The following is a 17,854-nucleotide window of genomic DNA, read 5'->3' as shown; positions in this document are numbered from 1 at the left end:
GGCAACCCGACGGGCGCGGGCGACTCGGCCGTGGCGGGCCTGCTCTCCGCGCTGGTGGAGCGCCTCCCGTGGCCGGCCCGCCTCACGCGCGCGGTGGCCCTGTCCACGGCGACGGTCCTGTCCCCGGTGGCGGGCGAGTTCGACGCGGTGGCGTACGGCGAGCTGCTCTCGCGGGTACGCGTGACGGAACAGCCCGCGCAGTGAGCCCGCCCTCTCCTGCCGCGCGGTGAGCCCCCGCCCTCTCGTCCCCCACCCACGACCGGACAGCCGGACAGCACCACGTACGACGGGCCCCCGGCCCGGGAAACCGAGGCCCTGTGCCACTCGTCAGCACCGGTGAGCTGATCACCGCCGCCGCGACCGCCGGACACGGCGTCGCCGCCTTCAACGTCATCACCCTGGAGCACGCGGAGGCGATCGCCGCCGGGGCCGAGCGGGCCGGCGTCCCCGCGATCCTCCAGATCTCGGAGAACGCGGTGGCGTTCCACGGCGGCCGTCTCGGCGCCGTCGCCGCCGCCGCGAGCGCCGTCGCCCGCGCCGCCTCCGTACCGCTGTCGCTGCACCTCGACCACGTCGAGTCGGCGGACCTGCTGCGGTCCGCGCCGGCCGAGGGGTTCAGCTCGGTGATGTTCGACGCCTCGAAGCTGCCGTACGCGGAGAACCTCAAGGCCACCGCCGAGGCCGTGCGGTGGGGTCACGACCACGGCGTCTGGGTGGAGGCCGAGCTGGGCGCGGTGGGCGGCAAGGACGGTGAACCGCCGCGCGGGGCGCACGCCCCGGGTGTCCGTACGGACCCGGCGGAGGCGGTCGTCTTCGTCGCCGAGACGGGCGTGGACGCGCTGGCGGTCGCGGTCGGTTCGTCGCACGCGATGACGGCACGCACCGCCGCCCTCGACCACACGCTGATCGCCACCCTGCGCGAAGCCGTGTCCGTACCGCTCGTCCTGCACGGCTCTTCCGGTGTCCCCGACGACGAGATCCGCCGGGCGATCGCCGCCGGGATGGTCAAGATCAATGTCGGTACGGCGCTCAACTCGGCGTTCACCGCCGCCGTACGGGAGCACCTGACGGCGCGTCCGGCGACCGTGGACCCCCGGAAATACCTCGCCCCGGCTCGCGAGGCGATGACCGGGACGGTGGCGGGGTTCCTGCGGGTGATCGGCGCCTGACGGCCCGCATCGGGGCGTGAGACCGGGCCGGCGTGTGACAGCGCGTCAGCGGTCGACCTGACCCGCCTTCAGTTCGAGCTGGTCGAGGACGGTCTCGCACTGGTCGCCCTGCTCACAGGAGATCTTGAACGTGTTCGATCCCTTGTCGAGGTCGACGTACGCGTAGGTGACCGTCCACCCCTTGTCCCAGGCGCCCTCGGGCGCCTTCGCGAAGTTCTTCATGTTTATGTCGCGGCGCTCGTCACTGTTGACGAACAGCGAGGTCTTGGCGTCCTTGCCCGGCACGCCGTACGTCACGAAAAGGGTGTACGCCCCGGCCTTGGGCACCTCCACCTTCCACGTCGCCGCCGCGCCGGCGCCGTTCAGCGACACGTACGCGCCGTTCGTGCCCTTCGCGCCGGGGATGTCGGACGCCACCGCCGCCGGAGGGGTGAGCTGGAGGGTCGCGGCGTCCTGCTTGGGCAGCTCCGCCGGCTTCTTCCCCGCCTCCTGGCTGGGCTGCTCGCTGGGCTGCTCCGACTCGCCGACGCTCGGGGCGACCGTCGGGGCCGCGTCGTTGTTCTTGTCCTCGTCGCCGCCGCTCGACACGAGGGCCGCTGTGATTCCGATCACGACCACCGCGACAACCGCGACCGCGCCTATGAGCAGGCCCTTGGTGTTCGGGCCGTTGGGGCCGCGACCCCGGCCGCCGCCGCGCTGGAGCGGTACGCGGCTGGTGGATTCGGAGGCGTGCGGAGCCGCCGGGGCGCCGTACGGGCCGGTCGGCGCGGGGCCGTTCGGCTGCTGGCCGTAACCGGCGTAGGGGGCCTGGCCGTACTGCTGCTGCTGGCCGTACCCCTGCTGCTGAGGGACCTGCGACTGCTGGCCGTACTGGCGCTCGCCCACCGCTCTGACCTGGTTGTACGACGTCCGCGGTACACCTGGCTGGGCCGCGGGACCGGGGTATCCGTACCCCCCCTGCCGTCGCTGATTGGCGGCCGCCGCCTGTCCGTCCTCGTACAGATAGCCGAACGGATCGTCGTCCTCGGGTGTGCTCGCGCCGTTGTTCCCGGCCGTCATCCCTGGGTCACTCCTCACCATCTCGCCAGCGTCGCCGACCGACCGAGCCTACCTCGAATGAACAGGCCCCCCGACGGCGCTCGGCCCGGCGCCAAGCCTTCCGGGCCCGGGTGAACAAAGCATCGCGAAGATGTCCCGGCCTTGTCCCGAACGGCGTCCCGCCCTGGGCGGACCAGGGGCCGCGCTCCTCAGCCCGCCCTGCGGTGCACCTTGTTCCGCGACCGCTTCTCGATGTACATGCGCTGGTCCGCCGACTGGAGGACCTCCTCGACCGACATCCCGCAACTCGCCCAGCTGATGCCGAAGCTGGCGCCCACCCGGACCGCCCTGCCGTCGACCCGGATCGGCGGGATGATCGCGTTGCGCAGCCGGACGGCGAGGTCGGCGGCGTCGGCCGCGCCCAGGCCGTCGGCGAGGACGACGAACTCGTCACCGCCGAGGCGGGCGACCGTGTCCCCGTCCCGTACGCCCGTGGTCAGCCGGCGCGCGACCTCGATCAGCACGGCGTCCCCGGTGTTGTGGCCGAACCGGTCGTTGATCGACTTGAAGCCGTCGAGGTCGCAGAAGAGGACGGCGAGGCCCTTCGTACCGTCGTCGGTGCCGTCTCCCGCCACGTCGCCCGGCGCGATCATGTGCACGTGGTGGTCGAGAGGCGATCCCGGCGGCGCGAAGCCGCCGGCGCGCAGACCGCCGCGCTCGCCGGCCGTCTCGCTGTAGCCGTCGTACCCCTCGTAGCTCTCGTACGTCTCGTACGGCTCGTACGTGTCCCGGGTGTCCCGGCCGTCGTACCCGTCACTCGCCTCGTAACTGGGCTCGTAGCGGACCATGCCGTCGTACCCGCCGTACGCCTTGTCCAGCGCCTCCACCGCGGTCTCGCGCATCGCGTGGGGCCGCGAACAGAGCCGGGCGCTGAGGCGCGCGCGCAGCTCCGCGCTGTTGGGCAGGCCGGTCAGGGAGTCGTGCGAGGCGCGGTGGGCGAGCTGGAGCTCGCGGCTCTTGCGCTCCTCTATGTCCTCGACGTGGGTGAGGAGGAAGCGGGGGCCGTCGGTGGTGTCGGCGACGACGGAGTTGCGCAGCGAGACCCAGACGTACGAGCCGTCGCGGCGGGCCAGGCGCAGCTCGGCGCGGCCGCCCTCGGCGGAGGTACGGAGGAGGGTGCCGATGTCCTCGGGATGGACCATGTCGGAGAAGGAGTAGCGGCGCATCGCGGAGGCGGGGCGGCCGAGCAGCCGGCACAGCGCGTCGTTGGTGCGCAGGAGCCGGCCGTGCTGGTCGCCGCCCATCTCGGCGATGGCCATGCCGCTGGGCGCGTACTCGAAGGCCTGGCGGAAGGACTCCTCGCTGGCCCGCAGGGCGGCCTGTTCGCGCTCCAGGCGGACCAGGGCGCGCTGCATGTTTGCTCGCAGGCGAGCGTTGCTGATCGCAATGGCGGCCTGGGACGCGTACATCTGGAGCGCCTCGCGGCCCCAGGCGCCCGGACGGCGTCCGCCGCGCGGCCGGTCGACGGATATGACGCCGAGGAGGTCGTTGCCGCTGCCCGACGCGTACATCGGCGCGTAGAGCCGGTCGGCGGGGTGCCACTCGTCCTCGAAGCGGGGGTCGGGGCCCTCGGTGTGCCACTGGGGGACGTCGTCCTCCAGCAGGACCCAGCCCTCGGTGTGCGGGATGTACCGCAGGGAGCCCCAGGACTCGCCCATCACGAGCCGGCGCTCCCAGGACGCGCGGGAGCCGACGCGGCCGGTGATCAGCGCCTCGGCGGCGGCGCTCCCGGCGAAGGCGGCGACGACGAGGTCACCGTCGGCCTGGACCACGTTGACGCAGGCGAGTTCGTAGCCGAGCCCCTTGACGATGCCGTCGGCGACGGTCTGCAAGGTGTCCGCCAGGCTTCGGGCCGTGTTGAGTTCGGCGACAGCCTGATGCAGCTGACGCAGGGTCGCAAGGCGGACATACGGCTCCGACTCGGTCTCCATCGTTCGCTCTCCCCGAGACCTCGACAGCAACTCCAGGATTCTCATCGGCTCTCGTGTTGCACGGTCCCCAGTCACTGAATCACAGCGAGCTGTGCACCCGGTACACAGGGTCAACAAATACTCACCACTGTGACCCAAGTCACATCATGTGACGAACCGGGCGGAGTGCCTGGTACCGGCGCCCCACTCTTTTCTGATAGCAAATCGCGAGGGTATCTCGGCGACCGCGACGCCTGGTCCTAGGACCTGGCTGGTCCCCTGGCCCGATGCGGCGGGGGGAGAGCCGAGATTAGCGTCTTCCGCGTGTCCCAGACGACCCCTCCTACGACGCCTCCCGCGGCGAGGCCCGATTCCCGGGCCCCCCGGGCCGCTCCCGTCCCCCATCCTGAGGGGGTGAGCAACGACGAGTTCCGCGCCGCCCTGTCCCGGCTCGCGGCGGGGGTGGTGCTGGTGACGGCCCACGAGGAAGCACTGAGCGCGGACGGCCCCGGCGGCCAGGACGCGGGGATGACGGCGACCGCGTTCCTGTCCGTGTCCCTGGATCCGCCGCTGGTGCTGGTGAGCGTACGGAACGGCTCCCGGATGGACGATCTGCTGGACGAGCAGCCGCTGTGGGGCGTGTCCCTCCTCGCGGAGAGCCAGCGGCACATCGCGGGGCGCTTCGCGATGAAGGGGCGGATCAGCGACCGGCTGCTGTTCGAGGACATCCCGTACCGGCGGGGCGAGGTGAGCGGGGCGCCGCTGGTCGGCGGGGCGCTGGCGGTGCTGGAGTGCCGTACGGAACAACGGGTGGTCGCGGGGGACCACACGCTGGTGATCGGGCGGGTGCTGACGGCGGAGCTGCCGAGCGCGGAGGGCGGGCCGCTGACGTACTTCCAGGGGAAGTACCGGACGCTGGGGCGGGGCTGAGGGGGCGTTCGGCCTGGACCGTCAGGTCCAGTCGCGGCCCGTGCGGCCGCGCTTCGTCTCCGCCCGCTGCTTCTTCTCCCGGAGCCTGCGCTCGTTGAGCCCGCGCGGGATCTTGCCCTTGCGGCGCGCCCGGGGCGGCGGGGCCGTGGCCTCGGCCAGCAGCGCCGTGAGCCGTACGGCCGCCGTCTCGCGGTTGCGCCACTGTGAGCGGTGCTCCGACGAGCGTACGGTGATCACGCCTCCGACCAGCCGGCTCTCCAGCCGCTCCAGCGCCCGCTCCTTCCAGACCGGCGGCAGGGCCTCCGTCTTCGCGAGGTCGAAGCGCAGCTCCACCTGCGAGTCGCTGGTGTTCACGTGCTGGCCGCCGGGGCCCGAGGAACGCGAGAAACGCCACATGAGCTCGGCCTCCGGCAGGGAGACCGAACCGCGGATGACGTACGAGGGCCCGGACATGCCTCCATGGTCCCGTGCCGGCGGGGTTCCGTCACCCTCTTTTCGGCGCGGGAACGGGTGGCGGCCCCCTTGGGACGCTCCCGGGGACCCTCCTGGGGACCTTTCGGGTAAAGAAAGTAAAGAGGTGTGGAACCTCCCGGTCCTCTGCCTGCGTTATGCGGGGTGACGGTAACTTCGGGACAGCTCGAAGCCCGCACACGACAACGAAAGGGACATCCCATGGCTGTAAGCCTGTCCAAGGGCGGCAACGTCTCGCTCACCAAGGAGGCACCGGGCCTGACCGCTGTCACCGTCGGCCTCGGCTGGGACGTCCGTACCACCACCGGCACCGACTTCGACCTCGACGCCTCGGCGATCGCCGTCACCGCGGCCGGGAAGGTCGTCTCCGACGGCCACTTCGTCTTCTTCAACAACAAGTCGACGCCGGACCAGACGATCGTCCACACGGGTGACAACCGCACGGGCGAGGGCGACGGCGACGACGAGGCGATCAACGTCAACCTGGCGGGCCTGCCCGCCGAGGTCGACAAGATCGTCTTCCCGGTCTCCATCTACGACGCCGAGACCCGCAGCCAGAACTTCGGCCAGGTGCGGAACGCGTACATCCGCATCGTCAACCAGGCCGGCGGCGCGGAGCTGGCGCGCTACGACCTGAGCGAGGACGCCGCCACCGAGACCGCGATGGTCTTCGGCGAGCTGTACCGCAACGGCGCGGAGTGGAAGTTCCGCGCGGTGGGCCAGGGGTACGCCTCGGGCCTGGTCGGTATCGCCACGGACTTCGGCGTCAACCTCTGACCCGTACTTCCGTCACGCCCCGGTGGGCCCCCGGCTTCGGCCGGGGGCCCACCGGCGTTTCCGGGCCCACCCGGTGGGGCCCGGCTCCCCGTGTCCGCCGCGCGTGCGTCCGTACGGCCCCGTGGCGGTGGCCGCCGGTAGCCTGCCCGCATGATCGTCGATGTGGTGACGGCCGGTGAGGCCCGTGCCCTGCCCGGGGAGCTGCTGACGGAGCTGGCGGGCTTCTACGCCTCGGACCGCGCGTTCCAGCAGCTCGGCGGGGACTTCCCGGACCCGGCGCGCATCCGCCCCGAGGACGTCGCGGTCTCGCTCGCCGACGATCTGGCGCACCCGGACGCGGAGGTGCTGCTGGCGCGTTCGGCGGGCCGGCTCGTGGCGGTCGCGGTGGTCCTGGCCGCCGACCCGGACCAGGTGTCGGCCCCCTCGGGGACCGACCCCGTACCGGAACCCGTACCGGACCCCGACCCCTGGATCGCCCTGCTGATGGTGCACGGCCGCGAGCGGCGCTCCGGGTACGGGCGGGAGCTGGCCGGGCGCGTCGAGGACCGGTTCCGCGCGGCGGGGCACCGGGGCGTCCGGCTCTCGGTCGCGGAGGCGAACACCGGGGCCGTCGCCTTCTGGACGGCGCTCGGGTACGAGGAGACGGGCAGCCGCCCGGACCGGAGGGGCCACCGGTGCCGGCTCCTGCGCAAGGCGTGGTGAGCGTCCGCCCGCTACAGGTCGGGCTTGTCGTCCCCGTACAGCCAGCTGTCCCAGACCTCTGAGAGATCCCGCCCTGACTCCTTCTCCACGTACGCCGTGAAGTCGGCGGTGGAGGCGTTGCCATGACGGTGCGTCCGCGCCCAGCCCCGTACGATCCGGAAGAACGTGGCGTCGCCCACCGCGTCCCGTACCCGCTGGAGGACCATCGCGCCGCGCCCGTACACCGGGGGCTCGGAGAGGTCGGCGGCGGTGGGCGGATCGGCGGGTGGGAAGGCCCAGTTCTCCTCGTCGTCGTACGCCTCGGTGAAACTCTCCGCCACCGGCGTACCCCCGTGGTCCGCCGCCCAGAGCCACTCCGCGTACGTCGCGAAGCCCTCGTTGAGCCACATGTCCCGCCAGGACCCGGGCGTCACGGAGTCGCCGAACCACTGGTGGGCCAGCTCGTGGACCAGCGTGCTGACGTCGGTCGGGCCGGGGAGGAAGGGGCGGGTCTGGGTCTCCAGGGCGTATCCGGCGTCGGCCTTGCGCCCGATGATCACACCGGCGGAGGAGAAGGGATAAGGGCCGAAGAGCTTCTCCTCCCAGGTCAGGATCCCGGGCAGCGCGGCGACCAGGCGGGACCCCGCCTTGCCCGCGCCGGGATCGACGGCGGAGTAGAGCGGGAGGGGGCCCTTCACCTCGTGCACGCGGTACGGGCCGATGGCGAGGGTGGCGAGGTAACTGGCCATCGGCTCGGTGCTGCGCCAGCGGAACGCGGTCCGGCCGCCGCTGGTCCGCCGGCCGACCAGCTCCCCGTTGGAGACGGCCTCGGTGCCGGCGGGCACGGTGACGGTGAGGTCGTAGGCCGCCTTGTCGCCGGGGTGGTGGTTGCCGGGGAACCACGCCATCGACCCGGTCGGCTCCCCCAGCGCGACCACCCGCCGCCCGGAGGCGAGCCAGCCCTCGGCGGACCCGTCGGGGTCGGTGATGCGGCGCGGGACGCCGGAGTACCTGACGACGGTACGGAAGGTCTCCCCGCGCCCCAGCTCCTCGGTCGGCCGCACGACCAGCTCCGTACCGTCACGGCCGACGACGGCCGACCGCCCGTCCACGGTCACGGACGCGACGTCCATCCCGGCGAGGTCGAGGTGGAAGCCGGTGAGATCCCGGGTGGCCCGCGCGGTGATGACAGCGGTGCCGTCGAGGTGGCGGGTGGCGGGGGCGTAGTCGAGCGTGAGCCCGTAGTGCGAGACGTCGTACCCCCCGTTCCCGAGCCCGGGAAAATACGGATCCCCCACCCCACGCCCCCCGGACACGTCCGGCACCGCGCTTCCGTTCCCCCCGCCCGCCCCACCACAACCGGCGACGGGCCCGACCAGCCCGAACAGGGCGACCGCAGAGACAGACGAGACCACGTACCGACGCATCCGCCGATGCTAGGCGCCGACCCCCCGAGTCAGGCGTTCAGGCACGCTCGCGGGCCGGTGGCGGACCGCCCCTCGCATCCCGGGGCCGGGTGGGTGAATCGGCGTGACACCATCGGGCGCGTGCTCGACATCGGTTACTCCCTCTCCCGGCGCTTTCCCGATCCTCCGCAGACCGACTACCGCATGGCGGACGTACGGTCGCTGCGGCACGACCTGTTCTGCGGGGACGTCTATCTCGCCGACACCAAGGCGGACCGGGAAGTGTCCACAGCCTGGGGATGGGTGCCGGTGCTCGACTTCGCCTGGGCGTTGTGCGACATCGTCGAGCAGCTCGACCTCGATCCGCGGGGCGCGCGGGCGGCGAAGCCGCAGTACGCCGAGCTGGACTTCACCGAGTCGGCGGACCGGATGCTGTTCGCCCGGCGGTTCGGGTGGGTCGACGTGGAGGCCGACTGGATGCCCGGCGACGAGCCCCCGCTGACCTTCGGGCACCGGCTGCTGCGCCGCGAGGCGCGGGACTTCCTGCACGATCTGATCGCCGATCTCTCCGACCTGCACGAGGGTCTCGCCGACAATCCGGTCGTGTGGGACCTCCAGTCGCGGTTCCCGCGCATCTGATCCGGCGGCCGTCCGGCGCTGACCTGGGGCGTCACACCTTCCCAACACAGTGACCACACAGCCCACCCATCGATTCGCGGATCCGCAGGCGTACATCCCCGCGCGTCGGGCACATGAAGATTGCCGGGGCACTGGCCGGGAAGCAGGCAACCGCTTCCTCCCCCCACCTCAAGGCCGTGCTCCGGGCGCACACCGAAGGCTCCGACTCCTCCCCCCGGGTCGGGGCCTTCGCAATGTCGCGCTACGACTCCGGCGTGTCCTCCACCCGCACCCCGATCTGCGCCGCGAACGCCGGGGCCAGCTGGAGCAGTTGCGCCGAGCTGATCACGGCCCCCGCCAGCCGGTCCAGCCCCCGCGCGATGTCCAGCTCCGCGACCGTCCGCAGGTCGACGTCCGTCATCCGCACCCCGCTCAGGTCCGCCTGCCGCAGCACGCAGTCACGGAACTCGACCCGTTCCAGCACCGCGCTCCCGAAGTCCGGCTCCGACAGGAAGCAGCCCTCGAACACGACGTCCTTGAGGCGGGCGTTGCGCAGGTTCAGGTAGTCGATCTTCCCGCCCCGGAAGAGCACCCGCTCCAGCACCGCGCCGTGCAGCTGCGTCCCGCCCAGGCGCGCGTCCAGCACCTCCACGTCCCGCAGGGACGCCCCCGACAGGTCCGTCCCCACCCCCCGTACGCCACTCAGCACGGAGTCGATGAACCGCGCGCGGGCCAGCTCCGTCCCGTCCAGGCCGCACTCCCGCAGCGCGCAGTCCATGAACCGCGAGCCCGGCCCCTCCTGCCCCGCCAGGTCGACCTCCTTGAACTCCAGCCCGTCGTAGTCCCCGTCCGGTTCAAGACCGCCGCCCTCGGCGTCGTACGGCACCAGTGGCGGCAGCCGTACCTCCGGCCGCCTCGCCACCGGTCCGCTCCTCGCGGCCTTCGTCGTCCTCGTCCCGCTCGTCGCCTTCGTCGTCTTCCGCACCATGCCCCCAGGGTGACGCACCCCACTGACAACGCTCTGATCCCCGATGTCACATCTCGGGGGCCGGCGACCGTCACATCCGTAGGAGGACGCGAAGAACCACGACCGAGAACGGGGAGCAGCAGCCATGGATCGCATCACTGTCGTCGGAGGCGGGCTGGCCGGACTGACCGCCGCCATCACCGCCGCCGAATCAGGCGCCCGCGTGACCCTCCACGAGGCCCACCACACCCTCGGCGGACGCGCCCGTACCGCTGAGGGTCCGTACCTCACCAACGACGGGCCGCACGCGCTCTACCGGCGCGGGCCGCACCGGGCCTGGCTGGAGCAGCGCGGCCTGCTCGGCCCGGCCGCCGGTCTGCCGCCTCTGCGCGAAGGTTCCCGTTTCCTCTTCCACCGGGGCGGGGTCCTGCGCAGGACCCCGCCCCTCGGGCTGTTCAAACTCGCCCTCTGTAGGACGGCACACGCTCCGGTGGACGCCGACTTCCTGACCTGGGCGACGTCCGTCGTGGGCCCGGAGGCGGCCGGTGCCGCCGCGCACTACGTCGCCGTCGCCCTCTTCCACCACGATCCCGGTTCGCTCTCCGCCGCGTTCGTCCAGGAGCGGCTGCGCCGGGCCACCGCCCTTCCGCCGGAGGCCCGCTTCCCGGTCGGCGGCTGGGGGCAGGTCGTCGACCGGATGGCGGCGCGCGCCTGGAACCTGGGGGTACGGATCGAGACCGCCGCCCGGGTCGAGTCCCTGCCCGAGGACGGGCCCGTCATCGTCGCCACCTCCCTGGACGCCGCGCGCCGCCTGCTCGGTGACGGGAAACTGCGCTGGACCGGCGGCCGTACGGTCCTGCTGGACCTGGCGCTGCGTACGCGCCGGGGCGACCCGTACATCGTGTCCGGGCTGGACGCCCCCGCCTGGCTCGAACGGTTCACGGCCCAGGACCCGTCCCTGGCGCCGGCCGGTGAGCAGCTGCTCCAAGGGCAGTTCCCGGTCGGGCCCGGCGCGTCCAAGGACGAGGGGACGGCGCGCGCCGAGCACCTGCTCGACCTGGGGTTCCCGGGCTGGCGCGAGCGGGTCACCTGGCGGCGCGACTCCCTCGCGACCGGGCGTACGGGAGCGGTGGACCTGCCGGGCACGACGTGGCGGGACCGGCCGCGCATCGACCGGGGCGACGGGGTGTATCTGGCGGGCGATCAGGTGGCGGCGCCGGGGGTGCTGTCGGAGGTGTCGTTCAACAGCGGGATCACGGCGGCGGCCCTGGCGGTCAGCCAACTGTCCGTACGGCGCGCGTCCGCGCAGGGCCCTGCGGCCCTCGACGTCAAGCGTCCTTGACGTCAAGCGTCCACCTCAGGCGCGCTTGACCTTGAGCACCCTTGACCTCAAGCGCGCTTGACGTCGGAGGCTGGCCGTACCAGATCACCGGTCGTACCGGACCTCCGGTCGTACCCGACCACCGGTCGTACCGGGCCACCCCCGGCCCCAGGGAGCCCACCATGCATGCCGTCCGCCTCCACGCCTTCGGCCCCGCCGAGAACCTCACGTACGAGACGACCGACGATCCCGTCCCCGGCCCCGGCCAGGTCCGTGTCGCCGTCGCCGCCGCCGGGGTGCACCTGCTGGACACGGCCCTGCGCGAGGGCATGCCGGGCCCCTTCGCCGCCCCGGCCGAGCTGCCCACGATCCCCGGCCGTGAGGTCGCGGGCACGGTCGAGTCGCTCGGCGCGGGCGTCGACCCCGGCTGGCTCGGCAGGCAGGTCGTCGCGCACCTCGGCATGGTCCCCGGCGGCTACGCCGAACTGGCCGTCACGGACGCCGCCCGGCTGCACGAGATCCCGTCGAACCTCGACGCGGCGCAGGCGGTCGCGATGATCGGGACGGGCCGTACGACCATGGGCATCCTCCAGTTCACCGACCTGGGCCCAGGTGACGTCGCCGTGGTGACGGCGGCGGCCGGGGGCATCGGCACGCTCCTCGTCCAGTACGCGAAGAACCTGGGCGCCACCGTCGTCGGCCTCGCGGGCGGCCCCGCCAAGGTCGCGGCCGTCACCGGCAACGGCGCCGATCTCGCGGTGGACTACACGCGCCCCGACTGGCCCGACCGGGTGCGCGGCCGTCTGGGCGAACGCGGCGCCACCGTCGTGTTCGACTCCGTGGGCGGCGCCACCGCCCTCGCCGCCGTCGACCTCCTCGCCGAGGGCGGCCGGCACGTGGTCTTCGGCTGGTCGGGTGAGGGTCCGCACAGCGGCTCCCCGCTGACCTTCACGGACGAGGAGCTGGCCGCCAGGTCCATCACCTCCGAGTCCGTCCTCGGCCCCGTGATGCTGAGCAAGGTGGGCGGGGACGTACGGGTCCTGGAGGAACGCTCCCTGGCGGAAGCGGCGGCCGGCCGACTGCGGCCCGCCGTACAGCGCTTCCCGCTCGCCGAGGCGGCGGCGGCCCACCGGGCGCTGGAGACCAGGGCGACGATGGGCAAGGTGGTGCTGGAGCCGTAGGGGGCCCGCGAAGCCCGTACCGGCGCCGGTACAGGGGTCCGGCGCCGGTACGTACCCCCTCCTCCACCGAGGGGCGAAACGGTACGTTTCGTGGTGTTCTGAGCTGAGCCATGCCAGCAGAGGTCCACTGCGAAGGAAGATCTCGATGAGCGATCCGTCGACCCCCGGCCCCGTCGGCGCCCCGGGCGTCCCCGCGGACGAACCGGATCCGCACCGCTGGTGGGCGCTGGCCGTCATCGCGACCGCGCAGCTCATGGTGGTGCTCGACGCGACGATCGTGAACATCGCCCTCCCCTCCGCCCAGCGGGCCCTGCACATCAGCAACGGGAACCGCCAGTGGGTGATCACCGCGTACACCCTGGCCTTCGGCGGTCTCCTGCTCCTGGGCGGCCGGATCGCGGACCTCGTCGGCCGTAAGCGCACGTTCATCATCGGGCTCATCGGCTTCGCCGGCTCCTCCGCGATCGGCGGCGCGTCCACCGGTCAGGAGATGCTCTTCCTCTCCCGCGCGCTCCAGGGTGTCTTCGCCGCCGTCCTGGCACCGTCCGCGCTGTCCCTGCTCACCACGACCTTCCCGGCGGGCAAGGAACGCGCCCAGGCCTTCGGCATCTTCAGCGCCATCGCGGGCGGCGGCTCCGCGATCGGGCTGCTGCTCGGCGGGATCCTGACCGAGTGGCTGAGCTGGCGCTGGTGCCTGTACGTGAACGTCCCCATCGCGCTCCTCGCCGTCATCGGCGCCTTCATGCTGCTCAAGGACCGGGCGGGCACCAAGGACGCGCATCTGGACATCCCCGGGGTCATCCTCGGCTGCGGCGGGCTCGTGGCGATCGTGTACGGGTTCAGCCAGGCGGAGTCGGACGGGTGGACGTCCACGGAGGTCCTGACGGTGCTGAGCATCGGCGTCGCGCTGCTCGCCGCGTTCACGTGGTGGCAGACCAGGTCCCCGGGCCCGCTGCTGCCGCTGCACATCATCAAGGAGCGCAACCGGGGCGGCTCGGTCCTCGTGATGGCGCTCACGACGATCGGGCTGTTCGGCGCGTTCCTGTTCCTGACGTTCTTCCTCCAGAACATCCTCGGGTACTCGCCCATCAAGGCCGGCTTGGCCTTCCTGCCGCTGTCGGCGGGCATCATCATCGGCTCGACCCAGATCTCCGCCCGGCTGCTCCCCCTGGTGCCGCCGCGCTGGCTCCTGGTCCCCGGGCTGCTGCTGAGCGCGGGCGGGATGTACTCCCTGACCTTCATCGACACCCACTCCAGCTACCCGGCGCACATCCTGCCGGGCACGATCCTGCTGGGCTTCGGCCTGGGCCTGACGTTCCTGCCCGTCATCTCGACGGCCACGTCAGGGGTCGCCCAGAGGGACTCCGGCGTCACGTCGGCGACGGTCAACACGGCGCAGCAGGTGGGTGGTTCCATCGGTACGTCCCTGCTGAACACGATCGCGGCGACCAGCACGACGACGTACCTGACGGCCCACCTCGCCGCGGCGGCCCGGAAGGGCGGCCTGACCCCGGCGGAGAGGTCCCACATCGTGGACCAGGGCACGGTCCACGGCTTCACGGTGGCCATCGCCTGGGCGGCGATCATCCTCCTGGCGGCAGCGATCATCGGCGCGGTCCTGATCAACGCCAAGTCGCCCCGCTCCATGGCCTCGAACGGCCCGGCGGACGCTCCGGGGGCGGCGGTCTAGGAGCGGGCCGGTCACCCCTTAGGAGGACTCCCTGAACGACCACCTCCTCCCGGCCGCGAAATCGCTAAACTTGTCCCATGACCGCACTGCCCGACTGGATGCGCCCGCCACGCGCGGAAGGCTGGTTCGCGGAGGACCTGGACCGCCTCCCCGAGGCCCCCCGCCACACCGAGCTGATCGACGGAGCACTCGTTTTCATGATGTTCCCGCAGCGGTCGTGGCACGGCCGCGTGGTCACGGCGCTCACGGTGGCGCTCACGGACCAGGCCACCGAAGGTGTCGAGATCGAGCGGGAAATGACGATCCGCCTCGACGCCCGCAACCGTCCCGAGCCGGATCTGCTCGTTACTACCCTCCCGTATGACGCAAATCGCACCTCGTACGCTCCAGAGGATGTCCGACTCGTTGTCGAAGTCGTCTCCCCCGAATCCGCCCACCGGGACCGCACGGTCAAACTCCTCAAGTACGCGAATGCCGGGATTCCGCATTACTGGCGCATCGAGGACGAGGACGGATCTCCGGTGGTCCACGTCTACGAACTCGACGAGCCGACCGCGACCTACGTGCCCATGGGCATCTTCAGAGACTCACTCCGCCTCGCGGTGCCCTTCGAGATCACCCTCGACCTGGGGAAGCTCACCCCGCCCCGGCGCACCTGAGAGCCTGACCAGCGCGTCGTCCGTCAGCCGGTTCATGGTCCACCCCGACATCGGCACCGCTCCGAGTGATCGGTAGAAGTCCACGGCGGGCGTGTTCCAGTCCAGGACCGACCATTCGAGGCGTTCGTAGCCGCGGGTCACGCAGAGGTGGGCCAGTTCGGCCAGGAGGGCCTTGCCGTGGCCGGTGCCTCGGTGGGTGGGGCGTACGTACAGGTCTTCCAGGTGGATGCCGTGGACGCCGCGCCACGTGGAGAAGCTCAGGTACCACAGCGCGAAGCCGGCCGGTTCGCCGTCGGGGGTGTCCGCGAGGTGGGCGAACGCCGCCGGGTGCTCGCCGAAGAGGGCCTCGTGGAGCTGGGTCTCGGTGGCGCGGGCCTCGTCGGGGGCCTTCTCGTAGAGGGCGAGTTCGCGGATCATCGTGTGGATCACCGGGACGTCGGCGGCTGTGGCGGTACGAATCATGGGGACAGCTTGCCCGGTGGGGGTGGGCGGGTGGCACCCGGGCCCGGACACGTCTCCGCGGGTCACACGTATCGGCGGGTCAGCAGGGCTCAGCGGGTCAGCAGGGCTCGCGCCACCGACGCCTGGTCCGGGTGCAGGGCCCGTTCGCCGTCCGCCACGTCCCACAGGCTGTTCTGGAGCACCCGGCCCAGCGTCCACGCACCGGCCCGCTGCCGGTCCAGGTCCAGGACCTCCGTCATCAGGTCGAAGCGCCACAGCGTCTCCGCCGCGTCGAAGCGGTTGTCCAGCGCGGGCATCAGGTCGAAGCCCGGGTCACCGGACAGCGGCTTGGGGTCGATCGCCAGCCACGGGCCGCGCGGGTCGCCCGGAAAGGTCGCCAGTACGTTCTCGTAGTGCAGGTCCCAGTGCAGCAGCCGGTCCCCCGGCTCCCCCGCCACCTCGCGCACCGCCGCCGCGCAGTCCCGCAGCAACGCCCGCTCCGCCGCGTCGGGCAGCCGTGCCGACAGGGCCGGTACGTCGTCCAGCATCCGCGCGGCCACGTCACCGAGGCTCCGTACCTCCGGCGGCGCCGGGACCGCCGTCAGCCGGGCGAGCAGCTCCGCGATGACCCGTACCGCCTCCCGCGACTCCACCCCCGACAGGTCCCGCGTGGAGTCCAGCGCCTCCAGGAGCAGCGCGCCGGTCACGGGGTCGTGGCGCAGCAGACGTACCGCACCGGCGCCCTCCCACAGCCGCAGGGCCACCGGCTCGCCCACGGACTCGTCGTCCAGCAGCTGGAGCTTGAGCATCGCGGCCGTGCCGTCCACCCGCTCCACCGGCAGCACCAGCGCGGACATGCCATACATCGCGGGGCCGTTCACCCGCAGCTCCCACCGCTCCACGAACTCCGCCGCCAGGTCCGGCAGCCCCGCGACAAACGCGCGGCCCGCTTCCCCGTTGGCCTTCGACTGGGTACGGGCCAGCTCCTCCGGGATCTCGATCACGGGGAGAAGCCTACGATCACGCCGAGAAGCCCGGGTGAGCGCGGACAAGCGACAAGCATGGACAAGGGCGACGGCTCAGGCGTATGAACAGCCCCATGAGCACGACGAAGCGCAGCCCGACCGTCAACGGCGGCATCTCCTTCTGGTATGCGGAGAGCGGCGTCCCCGCGCCCCGCGAGCCCCTGCCGGGCGACGCGACCGCCGACGTCTGCATTGTGGGCGGCGGCTACACCGGGCTCTGGACGGCGTACTACCTCAAGAAGGCCGCCCCCTTCCTCAACATCACCGTGCTGGAGGCGAAGTTCTGCGGGTACGGCGCCTCCGGGCGCAACGGCGGCTGGCTGTACAACGGCATCGCCGGCCGCGACCGCTACGCGCGCCTGCACGGCCACGACCAGGCCGTACGGCTCCAGCGGGCGATGAACGACACCGTGGACGAGGTCGTCCGCGCCGCCGCCGAGGAGAAGATCGACGCCGACATCCACCGGGGCGGCGTCCTCGAAGTCGCCCACACGCCCGCCCAGCTGGCCCGTCTCCAGGCGTTCCACGCCGCGGAGGTCGCGTTCGGCGAGACCGACCGGGTCCTGCGCGGGGCCCGCGAGACGGCGGAACGGATCCGCGTCACCGGAGCCGTCGGCTCCACCTGGACCCCGCACGGCGCCCGGCTGCACCCCGTGAAGCTGGTCACGGGGCTCGCGGCGGCCGTCGAGGCGCTCGGTGTCACGATCCACGAGTCGACACCGGTGACGGAGATCCGGCCGAAGCACGCGGTCACGCCGTACGGCACGGTCCGCGCCCCGTACATCCTGCGCTGCACCGAGGGCTTCACCGCCGCGATCAAGGGCTCCCGGCGCACCTGGCTCCCCATGAACTCCTCCATGATCGCCACCGAGCCGCTGTCCGACGAGGTCTGGGACACCATCGGCTGGGAGGGGCGGGAGCCCCTGGGCGACATGGCGCACGCGTACATGTACGCGCAGCGCACGGCGGACGGCCGGATCGCGCTCGGCGGGCGGGGGCATCCGTACCGTTTCGGCTCCAGGACGGACAACGACGGCCGCACGCAGCCCGCCACGGTCGAGGCGCTGCGCGAGATCCTGGTCCGCTTCTTCCCGACCACGGCCGGTGTCCACATCGACCACGCGTGGTCGGGCGTCCTCGGCGTGCCGCGCGACTGGTGCGCGACCGTCACCCTGGACCGCACCACGGGCCTGGGCTGGGCGGGCGGGTACGTCGGCTCGGGCGTGGCGACCGCCAATCTCGCCGCGCGGACCCTGCGGGACCTGGTGCGGCAGGACTCCGGCCAGTCGGGCGCGACCGAACTGACCACGCTCCCGTGGGTGAACCACAAGGTCCGGGCGTGGGAACCGGAGCCGTTCCGGTGGCTGGGCGTCCACGGCATGTACGCGGCCTACCGCACGGCGGACCGCCGCGAGTCGGCGGCCCGCAGCACGGCGACGGACCCGATCGCCCGGGTGGCGGACCGGTTGTCGGGGCGGTGAGGGGCGGGCGGTTTCCGGCGGCGGGAGCA

At 72.3% G+C, this 17,854-nt stretch carries 18 protein-coding genes; 11 read left to right on the top strand and 7 right to left on the bottom strand.

Annotated elements, in window-relative coordinates:
• Window positions 1-204, top strand: a 204-nt coding sequence (locus GT042_RS00960; protein ID WP_237530359.1) for a PfkB family carbohydrate kinase, incomplete at its 5' end; no start/stop codon positions are given.
• A gap of 113 nt (window positions 205-317) precedes the next feature.
• Window positions 318-1,169, top strand: coding sequence for a class II fructose-bisphosphate aldolase (locus tag GT042_RS00955; RefSeq protein WP_161306789.1), 852 nt, complete (start codon window positions 318-320; stop codon window positions 1,167-1,169).
• 45 nt (window positions 1,170-1,214) lie between these two features.
• Here GT042_RS00955 and GT042_RS00950 read toward each other — a convergent pair whose 3' ends face one another.
• Both GT042_RS00950 and cdgB read right to left on the bottom strand, forming a co-directional pair.
• Window positions 1,215-2,228 (bottom strand): carbohydrate-binding protein, encoded by a 1,014-nt coding sequence (locus GT042_RS00950; RefSeq protein ID WP_161306788.1) that lies wholly within the window; start codon window positions 2,226-2,228, stop codon window positions 1,215-1,217.
• A gap of 188 nt (window positions 2,229-2,416) precedes the next feature.
• The gene (gene cdgB / locus GT042_RS00945; protein ID WP_161306787.1) at window positions 2,417-4,198 is read right to left on the bottom strand and encodes a diguanylate cyclase CdgB; all 1,782 of its coding nucleotides are present in this window, start codon (window positions 4,196-4,198) and stop codon (window positions 2,417-2,419) included.
• 393 nt (window positions 4,199-4,591) lie between these two features.
• Here cdgB and GT042_RS00940 point away from each other — a divergent pair, with 393 nt between their 5' ends.
• On the top strand, window positions 4,592-5,107 hold the full coding sequence (locus tag GT042_RS00940; RefSeq protein ID WP_345943627.1) for a flavin reductase family protein: 516 nt from the start codon (window positions 4,592-4,594) through the stop codon (window positions 5,105-5,107).
• A 21-nt stretch (window positions 5,108-5,128) separates the two neighbouring features.
• Here the strand turns inward: GT042_RS00940 and arfB are convergent, their stop codons facing one another.
• On the bottom strand, window positions 5,129-5,560 hold the full coding sequence (gene arfB / locus GT042_RS00935; RefSeq protein ID WP_161306785.1) for an alternative ribosome rescue aminoacyl-tRNA hydrolase ArfB: 432 nt from the start codon (window positions 5,558-5,560) through the stop codon (window positions 5,129-5,131).
• Between the two features lie 219 nt (window positions 5,561-5,779).
• Between arfB and GT042_RS00930 the strand changes: the two genes are divergently transcribed.
• Both GT042_RS00930 and GT042_RS00925 read left to right on the top strand, forming a co-directional pair.
• Window positions 5,780-6,355, top strand: coding sequence for a TerD family protein (locus GT042_RS00930; RefSeq protein WP_161306784.1), 576 nt, complete (start codon window positions 5,780-5,782; stop codon window positions 6,353-6,355).
• A 150-nt stretch (window positions 6,356-6,505) separates the two neighbouring features.
• Entirely contained in the window at window positions 6,506-7,057 is a 552-nt protein-coding gene (locus GT042_RS00925; protein ID WP_161306783.1) for a GNAT family N-acetyltransferase, read from the top strand.
• An 11-nt stretch (window positions 7,058-7,068) separates the two neighbouring features.
• Here GT042_RS00925 and GT042_RS00920 read toward each other — a convergent pair whose 3' ends face one another.
• The gene (locus tag GT042_RS00920) at window positions 7,069-8,463 is read right to left on the bottom strand and encodes a M1 family metallopeptidase (protein ID WP_161306782.1); all 1,395 of its coding nucleotides are present in this window, start codon (window positions 8,461-8,463) and stop codon (window positions 7,069-7,071) included.
• A 120-nt stretch (window positions 8,464-8,583) separates the two neighbouring features.
• Here GT042_RS00920 and GT042_RS00915 point away from each other — a divergent pair, with 120 nt between their 5' ends.
• Window positions 8,584-9,081: a hypothetical protein gene (locus GT042_RS00915; protein ID WP_161306781.1), complete on the top strand. Its 498-nt coding sequence runs from the start codon at window positions 8,584-8,586 to the stop codon at window positions 9,079-9,081.
• Window positions 9,082-9,322: 241 nt separating this feature from the next.
• Here GT042_RS00915 and GT042_RS00910 read toward each other — a convergent pair whose 3' ends face one another.
• Window positions 9,323-10,048, bottom strand: a complete 726-nt coding sequence (locus GT042_RS00910) for a pentapeptide repeat-containing protein (protein WP_161306780.1) — start codon at window positions 10,046-10,048, stop codon at window positions 9,323-9,325.
• Between the two features lie 124 nt (window positions 10,049-10,172).
• Between GT042_RS00910 and GT042_RS00905 the strand changes: the two genes are divergently transcribed.
• From GT042_RS00905 to GT042_RS00890, 4 genes are all read left to right on the top strand, one after another.
• The gene (locus GT042_RS00905) at window positions 10,173-11,369 is read left to right on the top strand and encodes an NAD(P)-binding protein (protein WP_161306779.1); all 1,197 of its coding nucleotides are present in this window, start codon (window positions 10,173-10,175) and stop codon (window positions 11,367-11,369) included.
• Window positions 11,370-11,530: 161 nt separating this feature from the next.
• Window positions 11,531-12,529: a zinc-binding dehydrogenase gene (locus GT042_RS00900; protein ID WP_161306778.1), complete on the top strand. Its 999-nt coding sequence runs from the start codon at window positions 11,531-11,533 to the stop codon at window positions 12,527-12,529.
• Between the two features lie 145 nt (window positions 12,530-12,674).
• Window positions 12,675-14,219 carry an MFS transporter gene (locus tag GT042_RS00895; RefSeq protein ID WP_161306777.1) on the top strand — a complete coding sequence of 515 codons (1,545 nt, stop codon included), beginning with the start codon at window positions 12,675-12,677 and terminating at the stop codon, window positions 14,217-14,219.
• A gap of 77 nt (window positions 14,220-14,296) precedes the next feature.
• A complete protein-coding gene (locus GT042_RS00890) occupies window positions 14,297-14,878 on the top strand; it encodes a Uma2 family endonuclease (protein WP_161306776.1) in 582 nt (193 codons plus the stop codon).
• Here the strand turns inward: GT042_RS00890 and GT042_RS00885 are convergent.
• Window positions 14,807-15,340, bottom strand: a complete 534-nt coding sequence (locus GT042_RS00885; RefSeq protein WP_161306775.1) for a GNAT family N-acetyltransferase — start codon at window positions 15,338-15,340, stop codon at window positions 14,807-14,809. The two genes, GT042_RS00890 and GT042_RS00885, sit on opposite strands and share 72 nt — an antisense overlap.
• Before the next feature lie 89 nt (window positions 15,341-15,429).
• Window positions 15,430-16,323: an aminoglycoside phosphotransferase family protein gene (locus GT042_RS00880; RefSeq protein WP_161306774.1), complete on the bottom strand. Its 894-nt coding sequence runs from the start codon at window positions 16,321-16,323 to the stop codon at window positions 15,430-15,432.
• Between the two features lie 95 nt (window positions 16,324-16,418).
• Between GT042_RS00880 and GT042_RS00875 the strand changes: the two genes are divergently transcribed.
• A complete protein-coding gene (locus GT042_RS00875) occupies window positions 16,419-17,825 on the top strand; it encodes an FAD-dependent oxidoreductase (protein ID WP_161306773.1) in 1,407 nt (468 codons plus the stop codon).
• The last annotated feature ends 29 nt before the right edge of the window (window positions 17,826-17,854 follow it).

This window comes from Streptomyces sp. SID3212, assembly GCF_009865405.1.
Taxonomy (GTDB): domain Bacteria; phylum Actinomycetota; class Actinomycetes; order Streptomycetales; family Streptomycetaceae; genus Streptomyces.
The sequence above is the reverse complement of the archived record's forward strand: the minus strand, read 5'-3'. Positions and strand labels throughout refer to the sequence as shown.